Origin of the sequence: Halarcobacter sp. (assembly GCF_963675975.1) — a bacterium.
Classification (GTDB): Bacteria; Campylobacterota; Campylobacteria; order Campylobacterales; family Arcobacteraceae; genus Halarcobacter.
The window spans coordinates 2561472-2585133 of record NZ_OY780939.1 but is presented as its reverse complement, the minus strand read 5'-3'; the positions used below and the strand labels follow the sequence as shown (position 1 = coordinate 2585133).

19 protein-coding genes are annotated in these 23662 nt (G+C 27.9%); 12 read left to right on the top strand and 7 right to left on the bottom strand.

Features of this window, described 5'->3' with window-relative positions:
- The 5 genes from ACKU3H_RS12730 (at position 1) to ftsZ (ending at position 6716) form a co-directional block, all read left to right on the top strand.
- The gene (locus ACKU3H_RS12730) at positions 1-354 is read left to right on the top strand and encodes a hypothetical protein (protein ID WP_320034244.1); all 354 of its coding nucleotides are present in this window, start codon (positions 1-3) and stop codon (positions 352-354) included.
- Positions 354-2651 (top strand): AAA family ATPase, encoded by a 2298-nt coding sequence (locus tag ACKU3H_RS12725; RefSeq protein ID WP_320034243.1) that lies wholly within the window; start codon positions 354-356, stop codon positions 2649-2651. Before ACKU3H_RS12730 ends, ACKU3H_RS12725 begins: the two co-directional genes overlap by 1 nt.
- Positions 2652-2719: 68 nt before the next feature.
- On the top strand, positions 2720-4183 hold the full coding sequence (locus tag ACKU3H_RS12720) for a peptidylprolyl isomerase (protein ID WP_320034242.1): 1464 nt from the start codon (positions 2720-2722) through the stop codon (positions 4181-4183).
- A gap of 2 nt (positions 4184-4185) precedes the next feature.
- Complete coding sequence (gene ftsA, locus ACKU3H_RS12715; protein ID WP_320034241.1) at positions 4186-5583, top strand: cell division protein FtsA; 1398 nt, start codon at positions 4186-4188, stop codon at positions 5581-5583.
- Positions 5583-6716 carry a cell division protein FtsZ gene (gene ftsZ, locus ACKU3H_RS12710; RefSeq protein ID WP_320034240.1) on the top strand — a complete coding sequence of 378 codons (1134 nt, stop codon included), beginning with the start codon at positions 5583-5585 and terminating at the stop codon, positions 6714-6716. Before ftsA ends, ftsZ begins: the two co-directional genes overlap by 1 nt.
- Before the next feature lie 15 nt (positions 6717-6731).
- Here ftsZ and ACKU3H_RS12705 read toward each other — a convergent pair whose 3' ends face one another.
- Both ACKU3H_RS12705 and ACKU3H_RS12700 read right to left on the bottom strand, forming a co-directional pair.
- On the bottom strand, positions 6732-7112 hold the full coding sequence (locus tag ACKU3H_RS12705) for a heat shock protein transcriptional repressor HspR (RefSeq protein ID WP_320034239.1): 381 nt from the start codon (positions 7110-7112) through the stop codon (positions 6732-6734).
- A gap of 11 nt (positions 7113-7123) precedes the next feature.
- The gene (locus tag ACKU3H_RS12700; protein ID WP_320034238.1) at positions 7124-8011 is read right to left on the bottom strand and encodes a DnaJ C-terminal domain-containing protein; all 888 of its coding nucleotides are present in this window, start codon (positions 8009-8011) and stop codon (positions 7124-7126) included.
- 169 nt (positions 8012-8180) lie between these two features.
- Here ACKU3H_RS12700 and ACKU3H_RS12695 point away from each other — a divergent pair, with 169 nt between their 5' ends.
- The 5 genes from ACKU3H_RS12695 (at position 8181) to ACKU3H_RS12675 (ending at position 11809) form a co-directional block, all read left to right on the top strand.
- Positions 8181-8495: a hypothetical protein gene (locus ACKU3H_RS12695; RefSeq protein ID WP_320034237.1), complete on the top strand. Its 315-nt coding sequence runs from the start codon at positions 8181-8183 to the stop codon at positions 8493-8495.
- Positions 8496-8577: 82 nt separating this feature from the next.
- Entirely contained in the window at positions 8578-9741 is a 1164-nt protein-coding gene (locus ACKU3H_RS12690; RefSeq protein WP_320034236.1) for an FAD-dependent oxidoreductase, read from the top strand.
- A 98-nt stretch (positions 9742-9839) separates the two neighbouring features.
- Positions 9840-10433: a hypothetical protein gene (locus ACKU3H_RS12685; protein WP_320034235.1), complete on the top strand. Its 594-nt coding sequence runs from the start codon at positions 9840-9842 to the stop codon at positions 10431-10433.
- A gap of 116 nt (positions 10434-10549) precedes the next feature.
- Positions 10550-11122 carry an ankyrin repeat domain-containing protein gene (locus tag ACKU3H_RS12680; RefSeq protein WP_320034234.1) on the top strand — a complete coding sequence of 191 codons (573 nt, stop codon included), beginning with the start codon at positions 10550-10552 and terminating at the stop codon, positions 11120-11122.
- A gap of 108 nt (positions 11123-11230) precedes the next feature.
- Positions 11231-11809 carry a superoxide dismutase gene (locus ACKU3H_RS12675; protein ID WP_320034233.1) on the top strand — a complete coding sequence of 193 codons (579 nt, stop codon included), beginning with the start codon at positions 11231-11233 and terminating at the stop codon, positions 11807-11809.
- A gap of 37 nt (positions 11810-11846) precedes the next feature.
- Here ACKU3H_RS12675 and mdh read toward each other — a convergent pair whose 3' ends face one another.
- The 3 genes from mdh to mltG all read right to left on the bottom strand — a co-directional run bounded on the left by mdh (position 11847) and on the right by mltG (position 16324).
- Entirely contained in the window at positions 11847-12788 is a 942-nt protein-coding gene (gene mdh, locus ACKU3H_RS12670; RefSeq protein ID WP_320034232.1) for a malate dehydrogenase, read from the bottom strand.
- Positions 12789-12918: 130 nt separating this feature from the next.
- Positions 12919-15111 (bottom strand): NADP-dependent isocitrate dehydrogenase, encoded by a 2193-nt coding sequence (locus tag ACKU3H_RS12665; RefSeq protein ID WP_320034231.1) that lies wholly within the window; start codon positions 15109-15111, stop codon positions 12919-12921.
- Positions 15112-15232: 121 nt separating this feature from the next.
- Positions 15233-16324: an endolytic transglycosylase MltG gene (gene mltG / locus ACKU3H_RS12660; protein ID WP_320034230.1), complete on the bottom strand. Its 1092-nt coding sequence runs from the start codon at positions 16322-16324 to the stop codon at positions 15233-15235.
- Here mltG and ACKU3H_RS12655 point away from each other — a divergent pair.
- Positions 16275-19202, top strand: coding sequence for an AsmA-like C-terminal domain-containing protein (locus ACKU3H_RS12655; RefSeq protein WP_320034229.1), 2928 nt, complete (start codon positions 16275-16277; stop codon positions 19200-19202). The two genes, mltG and ACKU3H_RS12655, sit on opposite strands and share 50 nt — an antisense overlap.
- On the opposite strand, the gene ACKU3H_RS12650 is transcribed toward ACKU3H_RS12655, so the two are convergent.
- Positions 19203-20408, bottom strand: coding sequence for an ABC transporter permease (locus ACKU3H_RS12650; RefSeq protein WP_320034228.1), 1206 nt, complete (start codon positions 20406-20408; stop codon positions 19203-19205). It lies immediately after the preceding gene.
- 1 nt (position 20409) lies between these two features.
- On the bottom strand, positions 20410-23028 hold the full coding sequence (secA, locus tag ACKU3H_RS12645) for a preprotein translocase subunit SecA (RefSeq protein ID WP_320034227.1): 2619 nt from the start codon (positions 23026-23028) through the stop codon (positions 20410-20412).
- Between the two features lie 97 nt (positions 23029-23125).
- Between secA and lolA the strand changes: the two genes are divergently transcribed.
- Positions 23126-23653 carry a LolA-like outer membrane lipoprotein chaperone gene (gene lolA, locus ACKU3H_RS12640; RefSeq protein ID WP_320034226.1) on the top strand — a complete coding sequence of 176 codons (528 nt, stop codon included), beginning with the start codon at positions 23126-23128 and terminating at the stop codon, positions 23651-23653.
- Positions 23654-23662 lie beyond the last annotated feature (9 nt).

Below are 23662 nucleotides of genomic sequence, written 5' to 3'. Positions count from 1 at the left end.
ATGCACGATAAGCAATTAAGAATAAGGTATATTAGGGTTTTAGAAAAGTTTTTTACAAGAACAGTTTCTTTATTAAAACTTGAAGATTTTGATAAAGACCTATTTAAAGAAAGAACCTTGAAAAACTATGAGGATATAAAAAGGGTAAAATCAATTGAGTTAAATTCAAAATATTTAACTGAATTGATAGCTTTTATTAATAAAACACTTCAATATATAGAAAATCATACAGAAACTTTTGAAGATGAAAGATCAACACTTTTAAAAGATGCAAATCTTCTTCAAAAAGAGAAAAATAAAAGCTCTTATAAAAAAGACAAACATAAAAAATCTAAATTTGATGATGGTTATTAATGGAAAATGACCAAGAGCAAGAGAAACTTTTTAATCTAAGTGGAGTATTAAAAAAGGTTCTTTATACAAATGATGAAACAAAATATGTAATTGCAATTTTAGAAAACAATCAAAAAATATGTGGTACTTACTTTGATACTGATATTGAAAAATTAGTAGGTGAAGAGATCCTTTTAAAAGGGGATTGGACTACCCACAAAAAATATGGAGTGCAATTTCAATTTCAAACTTTAGAATTAAAAGAAGCAGAGATATTTTTCTTCTTAACTAAAATAGTAAAAGGTGTAGGTAAAAAATTTGCCCATGAATTACTTGAAGAATATAGTGAAGATGAATTAGTTGAGATATTAAATGAAAGACCAGGTGAGCTTTTAAAGTTTAAAGGGATAAAAGAAAAGAAACTTGATAAGATAGTTTCATCTTGGAATAAATTTAAACACTTAAGAGAATTAGGCTCATTTCTTTCAAAATTTGGTGTTACTTCAAATCTTATAAATAAAATCTATTCCCATTTTAGTGAAGTTGATGATTTAATAGGAAAAATTAAAAAAAATCCATATATGCTTATACATATAAAAGGTATTGGTTTTAAAAGAGCTGATGAGATAGCAAAAGCTTTAGGAATAGACCCTAAATCTGAGTTTAGAATAAATGCTTGTATAAACTACACTTTGAGGGAGTTTTGTGATAACAACGGAAACTCTTCAATAGATAAGTCTCATCTATATAAGCTTTTAGATGAAGCTTTAAATTTTAGAGATGAAGATATTTTATATGAAAACTCTATTACTAAAATGTTAGTTGAAGAGGATATTTTTCAAACCCAAGAAAATAGATTGGCTCCTTCTATGCTTTATTATGCAGAGCGAAGAATTTTAGAGTTCTTCCAAAGAAGAAAAGATGAAAAAAATAAAAAAATAGTTGCCAATTTTGATGAATATATAAAAAAGAAAGAATCAAGTCTAGGGTTTGAATTAAGTGAAGAGCAGAAAAAAGCCGTAGAGATTATAAATGAAGGAAGTAATACTCTTTTTCTAATAGGTTATGCAGGAACAGGTAAATCAACTTCGAGTAGGGCAGTTTTACAATTACTTGAAGAGGTAGTTTCTTATGATGATATTATAACTATTGCATTAAGTGGTATCGCTAGTCAAAGAATCTCTGATACAACAGGATATAATAGTTCAACTATTCAATCTTTATTTGTAAAATTTGAAGATAAAGAGTTTTTCCCACATAGAGTAATACTTTTAGATGAAGCTTCAATGGTAAACTCTGTGATGTTTTATAATCTTATAAAAAAGATTTCAGATGATGCTGTTTTTATAATTGTTGGGGATGATGGACAGTTGCCAGCAATTGGAGCAGGGAATATTTTAGCTGATGCTATAAAATATGAATTAGCACCGATTTGTAAATTAACAAAAATATATAGACAAAGTGAAAATCAAGCAATTGCAGTAATTGCAAACGATATTAGACAAGGAAATATTCCTGAGTATTCTAAAAATTATGATGATTTTAAATTTATTAATGTATCTATAAACAATTATTATGCAGTAAAAAACAGTTTAAAACAAACAGAGTTTTCAAATGTTAGGGCACAAATTAGTGAAAATATATTAAATACTGTATTAAATATCTCAACACATTATATACAAAAATATTATGATTATATAAAACAAAAAGATATTTCTAAAGCTTTAACACTTTTTCAAGTTATTACACCTATGAAAGCAGGTCCTTTAGGAGTTGAAAATTTGAATATGCAACTTCAAACACTTTTTAATCATTCTAAGGGAAAAGCTTACAAATCAAAACTATATGAGTTTAAAATGAGTGATAAAGTTATTCATATAAAAAATGAAAATATGAAAGCTCAAACTATGCAAATGTATAAGGCTAATTCGACAGAATACTTAGAAAAAAGGGTATTTAACGGGCAATTAGGACTTATAATCAAATTAGATTTTGAAGAAAACAAATGCATAGTTTTATATCCAAATGATGATATGGTAGTATTTTATGATTTTGATGACTTAAGTTCTTTATTATCTTTGGCATATTGTTTAACTATCCATAAAACGCAAGGGATGGAGTATGAAAATGCACTTATTCCTATGAGTTTTTCTCACTATATAATGCATAATACAAAGCTTTTATATACAGCAATTACAAGGGCAAAGGATATGTGTTTTATTGTTGGAGAAGAGGATGCTTTTAAAAGTGCATGTAAAAGAATAGAAACAACTAGGCGTGAGTCTGTAATAAATGATCTATTATCGAAAAAAAATTAGTTTCCCTTTACCTCTTTAAAAGCAACTTTTGAGTAATATAGGCGAAATTTAAAAAAGGGTTATAATTTATGATAAGTTGGATGCAAAGACATAAAAAATGGCTTGTAATAACTATTTGGATAAGTACAATAGCGTTTGTAGGAGCAGGTTTTGTTGGCTGGGGCTCTTATGATTATGGTTCAAAAGGTGGAGCTGTAGCTGTTGTAGGAGATAGAGAAGTAAGTGTTGATGAATATCAAAGAGAATATTCATCTTTATATGATCAATATGCAAAAATTTTTGGTGAACAGTTTAATCAAGAGATGGCTGATAAATTAAACTTAAGACAAGTTGCATACAATATGGCTATACAAAAAAATCTTATTTTATCTTTTGCTGATGAATTAGGACTTGCAGTAACAGATGAAGAGGTTGCAAAAGAGCTTGTTAAGATACCAGGATTTATAAAAGATGGTAAGTTTGACAAAGATACATACATAAAAGTTTTAAATCAAAATAGAACAAATCCAACAAAATTTGAAGCTTCATTAAAAAGAGATTTATTATTACAAAAAGTGGAAAAAATATTTAGTATTGAAGCTCAAAAAAATGAGATTGAAAACTTAAATAAACTTTTATTTTCTGAAGATGATATAAATATTGAAATTTTAAGTTTAGATGATGTAAATATTGAGATTACTGATGAAAAAATTAAAAACTACTGGGAAGCAAACAAAGATAACTATAAATCACAACCAGCAGTTAAATTAGAGATTGATGAAATCGCTTTGACAACTAATACTTTTTCTGATGATGAAATCTCTAGTCATTATAATAAGTTTAAAACAGATTTTATTAAAGAAGATGGAAAACTTAAAACTTTAGATGAAGCAAAAGAAGATGTTGTAACAGCTTTAAATGAAAAAGCTACAAAAAGAGTTGCTTTAAAAAAATATTTAAAACTTAAAAAAGATGAAGAGAAGTTTGAACAAACTTTAGAGATGGTTGAAGCAAACTTACCTTACGGTGAAGAAAACAATGCAGAGATTTTAAATGCAGTTCCTGGTGATGTTTTAAAACCATTTATTTATAATGGTAAATATCTAATTGTAAAAGTTGTAAATAAAGTTCCTCCAAAAACTTTATCTTTTGAAGATGCTAAAGATATGGCTAAAGTTGATTATGAAAAAGTTACTAGAGGAATAGAACTTGAAAAACTTGCAACAAGTAAATTAAAAGATTTTGAAGGAACTCATGTAGGTTTTGTTTCAAGAAATTCATTTAATAAAATTGAAGGTCTTAATGCAAATGATGCTTTAACATTTTTAAATAAACTTTTTTCAACTACTGAAAAAGTAGGTAAAATAACTCTTGCTGATAAAATTGTACTTTACAGAATAAATGATTCAAAATTAGCTTCATATGATGAAACTAAAGATGAAGCAGTTAAAAGCACAATGGATAAACTATTAAATCAAGAGTTAATGAATAATTTAGTAAAAAATTTAGAGAATAGATATGAAGTGCAATCTTCAATAAATTTTGAGGAGTAATTTTGAACAAGACTCTTTTAGCAATTGATATTGGTTCATCGAATATTACTGCTGTAATTGCTAGAAATAATCTAGATTATAAGATTAATATTTTAGGGACAGGTTCATATAAAAGTGATGGTATAAACAAAGGAGTTATCTCAAATATTGAGTTAGCTTCTAAGTCTATAAAAGAAGCAGTTTCACTTGCAAGGAAAAATACAACTGAGCAGATTGAATCTACTGTGGTATCAATTTCAGGTTCATATACAAAGGGACTTAGAAGCTCAGGAAGTGTAAATATTCCAAATGGATTAATTACCGAGAATGAGATTAATCAAGTTATGCAAATGGCATTATACAATGCTACAATAATCCCTGAATATGAAGTGGTACATGTAATACCAATATTTTTTAAAATAGATGATTCAGCTGATGTAGAAAATCCATTAAATATGAATGGTTCTAGACTTGAAGTATCTGTTTATGTAGTGACTGCAAAAAAGACAGCTCTTACAAATATAAAATCTGCATTTAAAATGGCAAATTTAACAGTAAATAATTTTGTTTTAAACTCATATGCAACTGCAATCTCAATTTTAGATGAACAGCAAAGAAAGTTTGGTGCAACTGTAATAAATATGGGTTCTACAACTACAGAATTTGCATGTTATAAAGGTTCTTCTTTAATCTATAATGGATTTATTCCTGTTGGATCAAATCATATTACAAATGACCTATCAGTTATGCTTCACACTCCACCAATCGCAGCAGAAAAGATAAAAACGGAGTATGGAGATTTATTAAAATCAGATGAAGAATTAGCAAATAAAAAAGTAAGAACACCAAGAATTGGTGATGAAAAAAACTCTTCAGAGGTTTCTTTAGAATATGTACAAACAATTATTCATGCAAGAGTTGAAGAGGTTTTAACTTTAATAAAAAATAATTTAGGAAAAAGTGGGATTCATGAAAGCCTAGGAACAGGTATCGTGATTACTGGTGGAATGAGTAAATTAGTAGGGGTTAAAGAGTTAGCAACATTGATTTTTGATAACTTACCTGTTAAAATTTCTAATCCAATTAATATAAAAAATGGATATATGAGTTTTGATGACCCTAAAATGGCTACTATTGTAGGTTTATTACTTTACTCTTTAGAAACAAATAGAAATTTTGAACTTGATTCAAATAAAAATTTAATTAGAAAAATAAAAAATGTTGAGCAAGCAGCAACAAAAGCACAACCAGAAGAATTTGCTGAGTCTATACGTGCTGCTGATATCCAAAAAACTGTTTTAAATAATAAAAATAAAGATGTCAGTGAAGAAGATGATTCTAAATTATTACCAACTCTAACAAAAAAGGATAAGAACACTGGCGTTAAAAAATTGTGGAATGCAATTACGGAGTGGTTCTAATGAACGAAAATTTATTTAATGTGGATGATATAAAAGTGGAAATGCCTAGTAAAACTCTTTCGGATAATATAGCTAAAATTTCAGTAATTGGAGTTGGTGGTGGTGGTTGTAATATGATCAACCACATGATAAATGAGGGAACTCATAAGATAGACTTAATTGCTGCAAATACAGATTTACAGGTATTAAGAATATCAAAAGCACCAAAGAAAATTCAACTTGGATTAAAGCTAACAAAAGGACTTGGTGCAGGAATGAAACCAGAAATTGGTAGAGATTCTGCTGTTGAAAGTTATGAAGATATTAAAGATTCATTAAAAGGTGCTGATATTGTATTTATTGCTGCTGGACTTGGTGGTGGTACTGGTACAGGAGCTGCTGCAATTATAGCTAAAGCTGCAAAAGAGATTGGTGCTTTAACTGTTTCTGTTGTAACAAAACCATTTACATGGGAAGGTAAAAAAAGAGCAGGGTTGGCAAATCTTGGTCTTGAAGAGATTAAAAAAATATCTGATTCTATAATTGTTGTGCCAAACGACAGGTTATTAGAGATTATTGATGAAAATGTTGGTATGAAAGATGCTTTCAAAATCATTGATAATATTCTTTACCAAGCAGTAAATGGTATGACTGAAGTTATTTTAAATCCTGGAAATTCAGATATTAATACTGACTTTGCTGATGTTAAAACTATTATGCAACATAAAGGTATGGCATTAATGGGTATTGGTAAAGCAAAAGGGGAAAATGCAGCACAAAAAGCTTTAGAGGATGCTATTGATTCACCACTACTTGACAAAGTTTCATTAAGTGGTGCAAAAGGTATTCTTATTCATTTTAATACTCACCCTCAAGTTTCATTATTTGCTATTAATGATGTTATGTCTAAAATTCACGAAACTATTGATTCAAATGCTGAGATTATATTTGGTACAACTTCAGATAGTACACTTGAAACAGATGAAGTTAAAATTACAATAGTAGCTACTGGTTTTGAATCTAAAAATGATACACCTTTTGAAACCAAACCTGTAGAGGAAGACAAATCTAAAAAAGTTTCACCTGATGATGAAAACTATTTAGATATTCCACCTTTAATGAGAGATTATAAAGTCCAATATCAATTGGCATAAAAGAGTAGTTTTAAACTACTCTTCAAAAATTACTACATCATAAGAGCTTTTTTTAATCACCAAGGCTTTAGAGTTTGGTACTAGTCCAAATTTATTTATGTCTTTTAGTTTCTTTTTATGTACTTCAACTTCCTCTTCCAAAAGAGTAATTTTTTCATTTAATTGTAAAATTAAATCAACTCCAGCTAAATTTATACCTAATTCTCTAGTCAAAGTTAAAACATATTTTATATGATCTATATCTTTTTGAGAGTAAAGTCTTATTTTTCCATTAGTTCGAGAGGGTTTAATTAAGCCCTCTCTTTCATATTGTCTTAGTGTTTGAGGATGGATATTTAAAATCTCAGCAACTGCAGAGATTAAATATACTGGTTCATTATATGCATTTGTATCCATAGTCAATCCTTTTAAATTGTTTCAGGAAGTTTCTCTTTTAATACTTCAATTAAATCTTCATCTAAACTATCTACTTTAGGTAAAACTATATTTGCTTTTAAATATAAGTCCCCTTTTACTCCAGCTTTTCTATCTAATACACCTAGCTCTTTAACTCTAAATCTTTGATTTTGTTTAGTGTTTTCAGGCACCTTTAAAGTTATAGTTTTGTGTATTGTTTTAATTTCAACTTTACCTCCAAATAGAGCAGTTTTTAAAGGTACATCAAAAGATTTAGTTAATGTTGAACCTTCTCTTTCATATTCAGGACTAGTTGCAACATTAACTTTAATAATCAAATCACCCCTTTGTCCTTGATAAGATTTACCTTTGCCTTTTGCTCTTATTTTTTGCCCATTTGAAATACCTTCAGGTATCTTTATATCAAATGAATCATTATTTAAAGAGATATGTTGTTTACCTCCAAGTACTGATACGTCAAAAGGTATTGTTATTTGAGCTTGTGTATCAAGGTCTGGTTCACCAAAACCTTGATTTCCAAAACCATTAAATCCACTAAAACCACCTTGAGAGAATCCAGATGAACCAAATCCTCCTCCAGCACCAAACATTTGTCTTAATATCTCATCTAAATCAACACCAGATCCTTGACCTCTTGCAAAGTCATGGAAGTTTTGACCACCAAACATTGAATCACCAAACTGATCATATTGTTGCTTTTTCTCAGCATCACTAAGAACTTCATAGGCAGCATTTATCTCTTTAAATTTTTCTTCTGCCTGAGGGTCTTTATTTACATCAGGGTGATATTTTCTTGCTAATTTTCTATAAGCTTTTTTTATTTCATCTGCAGAAGCACCTTCAGATACTTCTAGCGTTTCATATAAACTTTTTGACATTTTTAAATCCTAATAATTTATTCTATTTTAAATCTTATTTTAGCATAAACTTGAGTCAAAGTCAATCAAGTTGAAAATTTACCTTAGCACTTATGACTCAATTCTATGATAAAACAATTATAATTACTATTTTAAGAGACTTTAAACAGTTTTTTGCAATTATATTAGTATGTTTGAAAAAGATGAATGGACACAGCAAGAGCTTTATAAATATACTAAAGAGTTGGAACAAGAGGGTATTAATGTAGTTTTAGTTGATACAATATTAAAACCACTTGATAATATTGAAACAATGACATATAATCCCTATGAGATGTCACAAATGCCTGAAAATACAGTTTTTGTATTTTATTGTGATACAGGTAAAACTACAAAAGAAAGATTAAACTTCTATAGGAAAAAATTACCAAATCATAAGTGCGTTAGCTTAAGGGGTGGAAGAGGGTATTGGAGACCCAATTATCAACTTTTAAATGATATTTAGAAAAGAAAAAGTTCTATAGTAATAATATTTGAAAAGCCTTTTTTAGATAAAATATCCAATTAATTAAATAGATTGGATAAAAATGTTAAAAGAGTATGAATATATTATAGTAGGAGCTGGTATTGCAGGATGTAGTACAGCTTATTTTTTGTCTAAACACAGTGATTCAATTTTACTTTTAGATAGAAACTGTGATTTAGCTCAAGGAGCTAGTGGTGCTGCTGGCGCTTTTCTTTCTCCACTTTTAGGTAAGCCAAATAAGTTTAAAGATTTAGTAACTAAAGCTATAAAATTCTCTACACAGTTTTATTTAGAAAATACTCCAAAAGAAATTACAAATTGTGGAGTTGTTAGAATACCTAAAAACCAAGAAGATGAAAAGAAGTTTCAATCTTACAAACCTTATATGGATTTTGAGTATGAGCAAATGGAGGGCGGGTATTATTTTGATATAGGTTCACAAGTAAACTCTTATAATATCTGTAAAGTTTTGGCAAAAGATGTTGAAAAGCTTTTTAAATATGAAGCTAAAGATATTGAAAAAAAAGATGGTTTTTGGATTATAAACAATGAATTAAAAGCAAAAAATCTAATCTTAACAACTGGTGCAGATATTTCCTTGATTGGGGAAGATTATTTTAATATAAGAGCTGTATGGGGACAAAAAATAGATATTTATACTTCTACTCAAACAACAAAAAACTATCATAAAGAGTGTTCTTTATCCCACTCAACATTTATAGAAGAAAAAAATAATTATCTTACATCTATTGGAGCTACACACCATAGAATAGATGAAGATTTAAATATCTGTAATCATTGTTTAAACTCTTTTAAAAATGAAAGTTCATATAGTAAACAAAGAGCCAATGAAGATTGTGAAAAGTTAATATCACTTGCAAATGATATCAAAAAATTAGATGATGTAGAGGTTTGTGATATTAAAATAGGACCTAGAGCATCTAGTTTAGATTATTTTCCTATGGTTGGGCAACTTATAGATTCTAAAACTACAATTGACAAATATCCACATTTGGTAAATGGATCACACGTAAAAGATGAAATGTTATCAAAATATGATAATTTGTATGTGCTAAATGGAGTAGGGGGAAGAGGTTATGTTCTATCACCTTTTCTAGCAAAGCAATTGGTTGATAATATCTTAGATAAAAATGAATTAGAAGATGAGATTAAAGTTCATAGAATGTTTAAGAGATGGGTAAAAAAATCTAAAATAACTAAATAATATATAGTTTTTATTATTTATTTATATTAAAGTTTTTATTAATAAAAAGTTAACTTTCATAAGATAAAATATTCCACAAATTTAAATAGAGGAAAATTATGGCAAACTTATTAAAAATAGTATTTTTAGGTATAGTTGGATTTGGTTTACTAGTTTATTTTACAGCTGAAAAACCCAAACAAATTGTGGCAGATGACAATGTATTAAATATTGTTAAATATGATTCTTTACCTGCAAAATATGAGTTGGTAGGAAAAGATAACGAAATAAAAAAAGAATCATTATTTGAGAAAAATAAAAAATATTTAATTATAGTAGGAAATCATGATTCATTAGCAGTCGTGAAAGATTTGTCTAAACTATATAAATTGAATATTCCTTATGTAATGGTTGCAAATATTTCAGCAGCACCATGGTTTGTTAAAAAGATGTTTATCCCTGGTAAACTTGAAGAATTGAATGAAGGAACAAATATTCCAATGATATTTGATATGGATGGAAATATGGCAAAAGCTTTAAATGTTACCGATAATTCAAAAACAAAATTTTTCGCATATCTTTTAACAGAAGTTGGAACAGTAACAAAAATATACGAGGGTAGTGTAAAAGAGGGTGCTTTAGATGGTACAATGTCTAAAGAAGAGATAGAAAATACTTTAAAACCTTTATACGAACTTTTACAAAAACAGTAGAATTTTAATTCTACTGTTACTTTTGATTAAAAAATATACACTAAAATATTATATCGATAGCAATTATCAAATACCTTTAAGAGAACTTTGTTATAATTAAATTTTAAGGATTTAAAATGAGTAAAAACGATATTGCACTAAAAGAAGATTTATCAAAACTATTAATTTACAGTGTCGATGATGATGCAAAATTTGAGTATTTATTACTAAATGGAGCAAATATAAATTATCAAACAACTAATGGCTGGTCCGCAATGTTTCAAGCTATTATATCTAAGAAAAATACTAGATTAAAAAATATTATAGATTTGGGAGCTGATGTTAACCAAAGGGATAAAAGTACAAAAAACGCACTTTTTTGGGCGATTTATTCAGGTAATATTACTGCATTTAATCTATTATTATCAAAAGGGATAAGTTTAAATGTATTTTTAAAAGATAAACTTCATGCCCTACATTATAGTGTTTATAAAGGAAGACTTGATTTCGTTAAGTCTTTAATTAAAAATAGAGCTGTTGATATAAATTTATGTGATCATCTTGAAGCAAATCCTTTTTTATACGCTGTATTATATAAACATAAAAATTTAATAGATTTTTTTTCAAAAAACAAAGCAGATAGATACAAACAGGATATATTTGGAAACAGTGCATATTCATTATCTAAAGAATATGGAATAAAAATCTAAATAGGACAAAAATTGTCTTAAATAAAAAATTAACATATATCTCTTATTTTTCATTAAAGAAAAAGGAGTAAGATTACTATGTAATTTAAATTTACGAAAGGATTAAATATGAAACACGAATTAATGAAATTACCTTACGAGATGGATGCTTTAGAACCATATATGTCAAAAGAGACTTTAGAGTTTCACTATGGAAAACACCATCAAACATATGTAACAAAATTGAATGGATTAATTGAAGGTACAAAATTCGAAGATTCTTCATTAGAAGATATTATTAAAAATTCAGAAGGTGGTGTATTTAATAATTCAGCACAAGTTTTTAACCACGATTTCTTCTGGAATGGATTAGTTCCTGGTGGTTCAATAATTCCACAAGAAGTTGAAACTGCATTAACTGAAGCTTTTGGTTCTGTAGAGAAATTTAAAGAAGATTTTACAAATACAGCAGTAAACCATTTTGGTTCAGGTTGGGCTTGGTTAGTTAAAGATATTACAGGAAAATTAGAAATTGTAGCAACACCAAACGCTGCAACACCTATAACTGAAGGTTTAACTCCACTATTAACATGTGATGTATGGGAACATGCATATTACATTGATACTAGAAATGCTAGACCAAAATATTTAGAAAATTTTTGGAATCTTGTTAACTGGGATTTTGTAGCTAAAAATTTAGCTAAATAATAAAAAAGAGGTTTTCCTCTTTTTTATTTAATAAAGATTAGAAGAATCTCTCTTCTAATACATCAACTAGTGATTTTACAGAGGCTATTGAGTTAGCAAATTGTTTCTTTTGATTTTCATCAAGTTTTAATTCCATAATTTTTTCAACACCTTTATTTCCAAGCATTACAGGAACTCCAGCTACAATATTTTCATAACCATATTCACCATCTAACATAACTGCACAAGGGTAGATTTTCTTTTTATTATCTAATATTGCTTCAACCATAAGTGAAGTAGCATGAGCTGGTGCATAGTATGCTGAACCTGTTTCAAGAAGTTTTACAATTTGAAGGCCACCATTTTTAGTTTTTTCAACAATCTCTTCTATCTCTTTTTCTTCTAAAATTTCAGTAATTGCAACTCCTGCAACTGTTGAATGTTTAGGTAATGGAACCATATCATCCCCATGACCACCCATAACAGAAGATTCAATTTGTCCCGCACCAAAACCAACTTTTTCTAATATAAAGTGGCTCATTCTTGCACTATCTAAAATACCTGCCATACCTACAACTTGCTCTTTTTTAAATCCTGAAGTTTTAATAGCAGTATAAACCATAGCATCTAGTGGGTTTGATACAATAACTATAATTGCATTGGGTGCATAGTTTTTTATGTCTTCAATTACACTTTTCATGATTTTTGCATTTGTTAGTAATAAGTCATCTCTACTCATACCTGGTTTTCTTGGAATTCCAGCAGTAATAACAACAACATCACAATCTTTTAAATCTTCACCTGATTTTGCTGGATGAACCACTGTATGTGATTTTGCAGCATTTGCTGATTGTGAAATATCTAAAGCCATAGCTTCTACAATATTTTCTCTAATATCTTTAAGTACTATAGAGGAACATATACCTTTGTGAGCTAATGTATAAGCAAGGGTAGAACCCACATTTCCTACACCTATTATTCCTACTTTTTTATTAATCAAAATATAACCTTTATTTTTAATATATTTTAATTATATCAAAAAAATTTTAGTATAATTAAAATAATTGTATATTTTTTATAAAAAAAAAGGTAAGGTGTTACCCTTACCTTTTTTTATTTTTTCTAATCAATTATGCAATAATTGAATTTAATGTTGCAGATGGTCTCATAGCAGTTGATGTTTTTTCATCATCTGGTAAATAGTATCCACCCATATCTACTGCTGTTCCATGTGGAGCTACTAATTCAGACATAATTTTTTCTTCATTTTCAGTCATTGCTTTTGCAATTGGTTCAAACTCTGCTTTTAAATCAGCATCATCATTTTGTGCAGCTAATTCTTGTGCCCAATATAAGCTTAAATAGAAGTGAGAACCTCTATTATCGATACCACCTAATTTTCTTGATGGAGATTTATCATTTAAAAGGAAAGTTCCAGTTGCTTTATCTAAAGTTGTAGCAAGAACTTGAGCTTTTTTATTGTCTTGTGTATTTGCTAAATGCTCTAATGAAGCAGCTAAAGCCATAAATTCACCTAATGAATCCCATCTTAAGTAGTTTTCTTCTTGGAATTGTTGAACGTGTTTAGGAGCAGAACCACCAGCACCAGTTTCAAATAATCCTCCACCTTTCATTAATGGAACGATTGAAAGCATTTTTGCAGATGTTCCTAGTTCTAAGATTGGGAAAAGGTCAGTGTTATAATCTCTAAATACGTTACCTGTTACAGAAATAGTATCTAAACCTTTTCTCATTCTGTCAAGAGAATATTGAATAGCATCATCAGGAGCCATGATAGAGATCTCTAAACCAGTTAAGTCATACTCTTTTAAGTACTCTTCAACTTTAGCAATCATTTGTGCATCATGACCTCTATTTTTATCTAACCAGAATACTGCTGGAGTATTTGATAATTTTGCTCTGTTTACTGCAAGTTTAACCCAATCTTTGATTGGTGCATCTTTAGTTTGACACATTCTAAAAATATCTCCACCATCAACATCTAAACTAAATACAGCTTCACCAGCTTCATTTGTTACAACAATTTTACCATCTGCTGGAGCTTGGAAAGTTTTATCGTGTGAACCATACTCTTCAGCTTTTTTAGCCATAAGACCTACATTTGGAACAGAACCCATAGTTTTTGGATCTAATGCACCATTTTTCTTACAATCCTCAATAACTACTTGGTAAGTTGTAGCATAACATCTATCTGGAATCATTGCTAAAGTATCTTCTTCTTTATCTTCAGCATTCCACATTTTACCACCACCTTTAATCATAGCTGGCATAGATGCATCAATAATAACATCTGATGGTACATGTAAGTTTGTAATCCCTTTAGCAGAATTTACCATTGCAAGTCTTGGTTGTTTTGCATAAATTGCAGCAATATCAGCTTCAATTTCAGCTTTTTTATCTGCATCTAAAGTCTCAAGTTTAGAGTATAAGTCACCTAAACCATTATTGAAGTTTACACCTAATTCATCAAATAATGCATTATGTTTTTCAATTAATTCTTTGAAGAATACTTTTACTGCAAATCCAAACATAATTGGATCAGATACTTTCATCATAGTAGCTTTAAGGTGTAATGATAATAATACATCTCTTTCTTTAGCTTCATCAATAGATTTTTGATAAAACTCTTGTAATGCTTTTGAAGACATTTTTGTTGCATCTACAACTTCACCTGCTTCTAAAGGTAAAGAAGCTTTTAATACAGTTTCAGCTCCATTTGCATCAACAAAAGAGATTTTGAAATTATCTTCTTTATCTAAAGTTGTAGAAACTTCAGAACCAAAGAAATCATCTGCGTCCATATGTACAACATCTGTTTTAGAAGTGCTTTTCCATTCTCCCATTCTATGTGGGTTGTTTTTTGCATAGTTTTTAACAGCTCCTGGAGCTCTTCTGTCTGAGTTTCCTTCTCTAAGCACTGGGTTTACAGCAGATCCTAAAATTTTTGCATATCTTGCACTTATTTCGTCTGACTCATCATAATTAGGTACATTAAAACCTTTTGATTGTAATTCAGCAATTGCAGCTTTTAATTGTGGAATTGAAGCTGAAATATTTGGTAACTTAATAATGTTACAAGATGGGTCTTGTGTCATTTCACCTAATTCTGCCAATGCATCACCAATTTTTTGGTCTTCTTTTAAGTTCTCAGGGAAGTTCGCTAAAATTCTTCCTGCAAGTGAGATATCTTTTGTTACCATTTCAATACCAGAGCTTTTTGTAAATGCTTTGATAATAGGTAGAAAAGAGTATGTTGCTAATGCTGGTGCTTCATCAACTTTTGTATAAATGATTTTTGACATGTCTATTCCTAAGTATTAAATTTTGAATAGTGTTATAATAGCAGTATTTGAGTTTATGATAATTGAATTTTTTATAATAATTAGTTACAAAAAGATTACTGTTTCAATATTTCACATTAAATTACTGAACATTATTCCATAAATCTTTAATTGAACTAGGCTTTTGCTTAGAAACGTCCGTATCCATAATCTTTTTAGCTTGTTTATCAATTTTTGTAACTTTTTCTTTAACTTTTGTGTAACTTTTCTTAACACCTCTATTTGCATTGATATTATTTACATGTTTAGTATATGAATTAGAAAATTTGTGAAGACCTGTTTTATTATCTTTTACAAAATATAAGTAATCACTTTTTACTGGGAATATTGCAGCTTTTATGGCATTTAAGCTAACAGCACAAATTGGGCTTGCTGGCAAACCTTTATTTTTATATGTGTTATATGAAGATGTGTCTTCTTTTATTCTAGTTGCTGTAACTTTTACATGGGAATACTTACCATAATTTAATGTACCATCCATTTGTAAAGCCATTCTTTTTCGTAATCTGTTATAAATTACACTTGAAACCAAAGGCATCTCATCTACATTTGCTGCTTCTTTTTGAATTATTGATGCAATTGTTAAATAAAAATACCATTTCTTTTTATCATAATATCCAAATATTTTTCTTGAAAACTCTTCATATTGCTTATTTGTATGGGAAAATAGATAAAACAAAAGATGGTCTTCTTTCATCCCATAAGGTAAAGAATATGTCTCTGCTAAAATATTTCCATCTTCTTTATACGCATGTTGTTTATAGATTTTTTGAAGCTTTTCTATTGATAGATTAAATTTTTCGGCTAATTGTTCTAAAAATATATATGAAGTTTCACCTGGAATTAAAGTGATTGTTTTTAATGCAGCTTTAGATTTAGTGATTTTATAAAGGAAATCACCTTTTGTCATATATTGTGTTTTTAAATCTATCCAACCATTTTGAGGATAGCCAAAACTTCGTACAACAAGTTTATCTAGTGTATTAGTTTCATAACCATTTTTATTTAAATGAGTTATAATACTATTAGTACTACCTTTAGGAATATATATTACTTTTGTTGAACTTACTGGAATATTTAAATAAAAAAGTACTGCAATCGTTGCGATAAGGAATAATTCGATTATGTTAAAAACTGTTAAAGTTATAAGTTTATTTTTTTTAATATTTTTCATTCTATTAGGATTTTCTCTTTTTTCTGGTATTAAAATTGATTCATTTACATTGGGAAATTTTTCAGTTTCGAAATTCTATTTAAAATTGGATAAAAAACTTATTTTAGAAGCCAAAAAAGTAAAAATAAATTTGAAAAATGATGAAAATAGTGATTCTTTTGAAGATACTTTGAATTTGATATCAAATCTAGATTATGTTTTAAATATATTTGAAAAAATAAGTTTAGAGAATTTATATATAGGTGATAACCACGTAACAATCTTTTTAGATCAAAACCAATTATATGTAGATAATAAATATATAAATATCTCATCCGAGATAAATTCAAATAATAATTTTATTAATTTAAATATTAATTCCATTTATTTTAAAGATAATTCATTAACTTTATTTGGTGATGTAAAAATTGACTTAGAGAAAAATATAGCAAGTTTTTTTGGAAAATATATTTATAAATATATAGAAGGTGATATTAACACAAAATTATCAAATGATATTTTTGATTTTTATTTAAGTGCTGATAAACAAGTTGATTCTTTAGTATTTTTAAAAGATTTTTTTAGACTTGATAAAATAGCTGAAGCTTGGATGTATAATAATGTTGAAGGGAAAATAAAATTAAACTATTTACTTGGTAAAATAGATTTAAAAAATAAAAAACCAATAATTGATTCAATAAAAGGTCAAGCTGTAATTGATAATGCAAAAATTAGATTTCACAAAGATGCTAAAACAGTAGATACTCCAAAATTAGTCATAAACTATGAAAATAATACACTCTCTTTTGACCTTGAAAAACCTATGTATGATCAAAGTAAATTATATGGAAGTAGGGTGTTTATTACAGATTTGACAAGCTTAAAAAAAGGTGTTGTTCATGTTGATTTAAAATCAGACTCAATACTAAATAAAGATATTTTAGAGATATTGAATGCTTATAAAATATCTTTGCCTGTTAAACAATTTAGTGGTGAATTAAGTTCAAAACTATTATTGGAAATACCTTATTTAGCTTCAAAAGAGATGCATGCCTTTGGTGAGTTTAAAGCACAAAATGCAATTTTTAGATTAGGTTCTTTTGAATTTTTTGCAAATAAAGCAGATGTTGTTTTAAAAGATAATTTAGTAACAATAAATAAAGCTCATGTACAACATAAAGATATGTTAGATGCAAATTTAAAGTTAACTATTGATACTAAAAATAAAACAGCTAGTGGTAGTACCGATATAAATAGTTTTGAAATAAAAAAAGATGATGAAAATATATTTTCTTTAAAAGATTTTAATACCGATATAAGTATAGATTTTAACAATAATACAATTCTAAATATTGATAAATTAAATACTCAATTAAACATAAATGATGAAAGTGTAGATATTAATATTCCTGAACTACAAAAAATATATACTTATTCTGATTTATTACAAAAAACTAAAATAAATGATGGAAAATTAAGAGTAAGTATTATCGATGAAAAAAATATAAATTTTGATATTGATGCTAAGAATCTTAATTTTCCTTTTGAAAAAAATGGTAAAAAAATAAAAGAATTAAATGCTACAGGTGTTATAAAAAATAATACTACTTTTATAAAAACTGCTGATAGTGGTATTAATATTATATTAAAAGAGAATAATCCTACTTTAATTAAGTTAAATGATATTGATATAGTTTTATCAGATAAAGAGCTTAGTAGTTCAAGCTCATATCCTAATATAGATTTAGAGTTGAAAAATTCTACTATTGTTCTAGATAAAGAGCACAAATATGATACTTCATGGTTGAATCTGAGTATTCGAAATTCGAATATTAAATTTAATGGTGAAGTTTTTAATTTAGATTTTCCTATTTCAAAAAATGGTAAAAAAATTACAAATTTAGAATTGCTTGGTGAGTTTAAAAACAAACACTTAAAACTTCAAACTATAGATAAAAAAATATCTTTGGATTATAATTTAGAAGATGAAAAAATTAAAATGAATGTTTCTTCTTATGATGTTATTTATAATACTGATGAAAATTCAGAGAGTGAAAGTACAATCTCTTATGATATAAAAGGTATAGATTCAAATATAATAATAAATAAAGAACATATAGCTAAAGCAAATTCTTATAATTTTAAGTTTCAAAATGATAGTTCTGAAATAGAACTTAAACATCAAATGACGAGGTTTTATTATAAAAAAGATGTTGATGGTAATATACATTTTGATGCACAAAATATGAATGATTCTTTTTTAAATGCATTATTAGGGAAAAAGTTAATAGAAGATGGTAATGTTAATTTAACTGCAAGTGGAAAAAATGATAAGGTAACAGGTTATGCTAATTTAAAAGGAACAAAGATTGTTGATTTAGCAATTTTAAATAATCTAATTATTTTAATAAATACTTCTCCTGCAATTATTAATCCCTTTTTAGCAATCCCTTCAGTAGTTGGAATGGCAACAAATGGTGGATTTAACTTAAATGGTTATAGAATTGTAGAGGGTAGGGTTGATTTTACTTATGATTTCAAGAATAAATATTTAAATATGGATCATATAAATACAAAAGGAAATGGTATTGATTTTGAAGGTAATATGGTAATTGATTTTCTAACTTCTACTGTAGACGCAAAACTAAAACTTATATTTTTTAAAGATTATTCAAAATTAGTAGGTTATATACCTGTTGTAAATTATGTTCTTTTAGGGGAAGAAAAAAGGGTTGATACAGAAGTTGTTATATCTGGTACTTTAGATGAACCAAAATATAAAACAAATCTGGTAAATGAGAGTGTAAATGCACCAGTTAATTTTATGAAAAGACTTATTAATACTCCAATAGATTTAATCAAATCTATTGGAAATGGTGAAGATAAAAAAGAGAAATAGTTATTCGTTTCTTAATACATCTATCACATCAATATTTGTTGCTTTTTTTGCTGGATAATAAGAAGAAAGAAAAACAATAATAATAGCACCTATAACAATTGATACAAAATCAAGAGTTGATAGGTCTAATGGTAATTTTGATGTACCATAAACATCAGCAGGTAGTGAAATTATCTCAAAGGTATCTAATAACCACATCCCTATAAAACCAAGAATTATACCACTTAAGATACCTGAAAAACCAATAATTGTACCAAGTTTTAAGAAAATAGATTTAATCTCTTTTGTTGTCGCCCCCATTGATAAAAGTAGGGCAATCTCTTTTCTTCTACTCATAACTGTCATAAGAAGAGAAGAGATGATGTTTAAAGAAGCAACAAGTATAATAAGCATTAATACAATAAACAGGGCTCTTTTTTCCATCTCCATAGCTGCAAAGAAGTTTCCATTTTGTTGCCACCAACCAACAATTCCAACTCCGTAAGATAATAAATAATCATCTAATTTTTTTATATCATTCATGGCATTTTCAGAATAAACATGTATACCATCAAAGGTATTTTTATCTTTACGTAATAAAGTTTGTAAAGCTTCTATAGAGGTATAAACATATGCTTTATCATAAGCGTGTAATCCAGATTCAAATGAGTTTTTAAAAGTAAATCTCTTCATTTTAGGAAGCATAGATAAACCAGTTGGATTTAAAGAGGTAAAATATAATGTAACTTTATCCCCTTGTTGAACATAAAGATTCTCTTCTATCCCTTTACCTATTATGATGTCATATTTATTTAATTTTTGGTTTTGTGCAGCTTTTTTATAAATAGAGTTTATTTTTGATTCATCTTCAGCATTTACACCAAAAATAATTCCACCATTCATATTCTCACCACTTTGTAGAATCACTTGTGAACTTAAATAGGGTGAAAATTTTAAATTTGGGAAATCATTTCTTAAATTTTGAAGTAGTTTTTTATCAACACTATTTTGAAATTTTGGATATATTGATAAGGGATAGTTCATTGTAAAAAGTTTACTTTCAAACTCTTTTGCTGTACCATTCATAATAGCCATTGATATAATTAATACCATCACACCAATTGCTACACCAAGAAATGCCAAAATGGCACTTATTGATATAAAAGGATTTTTTTTGTCAAATCTTAAGTATTTTTTGACAATAAAGTTTACTAATTTTTTATTCAAATTAGTTTCCTGCTGCTAAACCTCTTTTAGGTCCACTTTTTCCACAACATTGTTTATATTTTTTTCCTGATCCACAAGGGCAAGGCTCATTTCTAGCTATTTTTTTATCATCTTGTGCAATTTTTTCTTGTTCAAAATTTGTAACTAAATTTTCAGTTGCCTCTTCCATTTTTTCTTTCATTCTTTCTAAAGCTTCTTGTTCTTTTTGGGCATCTTCTTTACTTTGAAGTTGAACAGTAAATAAAACTTTGATGATTTCTAGTTTTATTGTACTTACAAGCTCAACAAACATATTGTATGATTCTTTTTTATATTCTACTAATGGATCTTTTTGGTTATATCCTCTAAGACCAATACCTGTTTTAAGTGTATCCATTGCATATAAGTGCTCTCTCCAAGCATTATCAAGGATTTGTAAATATAATACTCTTTCTATTTCACTTTTTTGCTCAGGTGCAGCAATACTCATTTTTTGTTCATACACATCTTTAATAATTGAAACAAGTTTCTCTTCTAATTCATGGAATGTATCAGTTTTAATATCATCTAATTCAACAATTAAATTAAGCTCTTCTTTGAATTTTGTAATGATATATTCATAATTGTAATCTTCTGAAGGCATACCATCAATAATCTCTGCATCTGCAAGTAAATTTGCAATATAGTCATATCTATGTTCATCTAATTTAGATGTGATGTCATATTCTGGATTTAATAAATCATTTCTAAAGTTGTAGATTACTTTTCTTTGTTGATTTGCAACATCATCATATTCAAGAAGGTGTTTTCTACTTTCGAAGTGCATTGTTTCTACTTTTTTCTGAGCATTTTCTACTGCTCTAGTTACCATTTTAGATTCAATATGTTCACCCTCTTCAATACCAATTCTCTCCATGATACCTTTTATTTTATCACTTCCAAAAATTCTTAATAGATTATCTTCTAATGATAAATAAAATTGAGATTCACCAATATCACCTTGTCTACCTGATCTTCCCCTTAGCTGATTATCAATTCTTCTTGATTCGTGTCTTTCTGTACCGATAATTGCCAAACCACCAAGTTCAAGTGTTTCTTTTGTAAGTTTAATATCAACACCACGACCCGCCATATTTGTAGCAATTGTAACTGCACCTTTTTGACCTGCATCAGAGATTATTTTTCCCTCTTTTTCATGTTGTTTTGCATTTAAAACTGTATGAGGAACTTTTAATTTGGTTAATAATTTATTTAAGTGTTCCGATTTTTCAATTGAGGCAGTACCTACAAGTACAGGCTGACCTTTTTCATGGTATTCTTTGATTTTTTTACTTACAGCGTCGAATTTTTCTCTTTCACTTTTAAAAATCAAGTCATTTCTATCTATTCTTTGTACTGGTACATTAGTTGGTATAGAAACAACATCTAAGTTATAGATTTCTGCAAATTCTGTAGCTTCAGTTTGAGCTGTACCTGTCATACCAGCAAGTTTATCATACATTCTAAAATAGTTTTGGAATGTAATATCTGCTAAAGTTTGTGATTCATCTTGGATAGTTACACCCTCTTTAGCTTCTAAAGCTTGATGTAGTCCTTCACTAAATCTTCTACCTTCACTAAGTCTACCTGTGAATTCATCTACAATAATTACTTCATTGTCTTTTACAACATAATCTACATCTTTTTCAAAAATATAGTTTGCTTTTAAAGCTTGGTCTAAATGGTGAGAAAGAATAGCATTTTCTAAAGAATAAAGGTTATCAACTTCAAATAATTGTTCAGCTTTTTCTATACCTTTTTCTGTGATTAATACAGCTCTATTTTTTTCATCAACTGTAAAATCTCCAGTTGAATAAGGTTTTTCATCGGCAGATTTTGGCTGAATTAATTCACCTTTTTCCAAAGACATAGCAATTTCATTTGCTCTTACATAGTTTGCACTTTTATGGTTTGTTGGTCCAGATATGATTAGTGGTGTTCTTGCTTCATCAATTAAAATTGAGTCAACTTCATCAACAATAACAAAGAAATGTTCTCTTTGAACTTTTTCTGATAAATCGTATCCCATATTGTCTCTTAGATAATCAAAACCAAATTCATTGTTAGTTCCATATGTGATATCAGCTGCATATTGCTCTCTTCTTAAACCATCATCTCTAATTTCACCAACAATTGCACCAACTGTAAATCCAAGGAAATTATATAAAGGCTCTAATTCAGTAGCATCTCTTTTTGCTAAGTAATCATTTACAGTAACAACATGAACACCTTTTCCAGACATAGCATTTAGTACAACAGGAAGAGTGGCAACTAGAGTTTTACCTTCCCCAGTTTTCATCTCTGCTATTCTACCTTCATTTAAAACCATACCACCAATTAATTGAACATCATAATGTCTCATATTTAAGACTCTTTTACTAGCTTCTCTAGTAATTGCAAAAGAATCAAATAATACATCGTTTAATTGTTTTTCACCATTTTGTACTTCATCTTTTAGCTTACTAAAAACATCTTGTAGCTCTTCATCACTTAGTGATTCATAATTTTTTTCTAAAGCTGTTATCTGTTCAGCTTTTTTTCTATATTTCTTTACTTCTCTATCATTAGATGTACCAAAAATTTTTGAAAATATATTAACCATAAAACAAATTCCTTTTATACCAAATGATTCACTATTGATTTACTTTAATTTGGTATTAGTTATAATCGCAAGATTATATAAAAAATAAGGTTAAAGAATGTTTTATCGTATGTTTCTTTTTTGTGTACTACTTTTGATACCAGCTTGGGCAAATATTGATTTTGAGAAAATAAAAACTTTTAAAGCAGATTTTGTACAAACAATAACTAATGAATCAGGAAAAGAAATTATTTACAAAGGGAAAATATTTGTAAAGAATTCTGGAAAAGTTTTATGGAAATATATTGAACCAATAAAAAAAGATGTTTATATTATAGGTCAAAATGTAATTATTGATGAACCAGAACTTGAACAAGCTATTTTTACATCATTAGAAAAAAGTATTGATATCTTACAACTTATTAAAGATGCAAAAAAATTAAGAGAAAATCTTTATGAAGCTCAACTTTATGACAATATATATTATATAGAGGTAATAGATAATAGTGTTAAACAAATATTTTTTAAAGATGAATTATCAAATAAAGTTTTAATTGAGTTTCATAACAATGTAGAAAATATAGATATAGATGATTCTATATTTATTTTTACCGCTCCTGACTATTATGATGTGATTGAAAAGTAATTTTTAGTT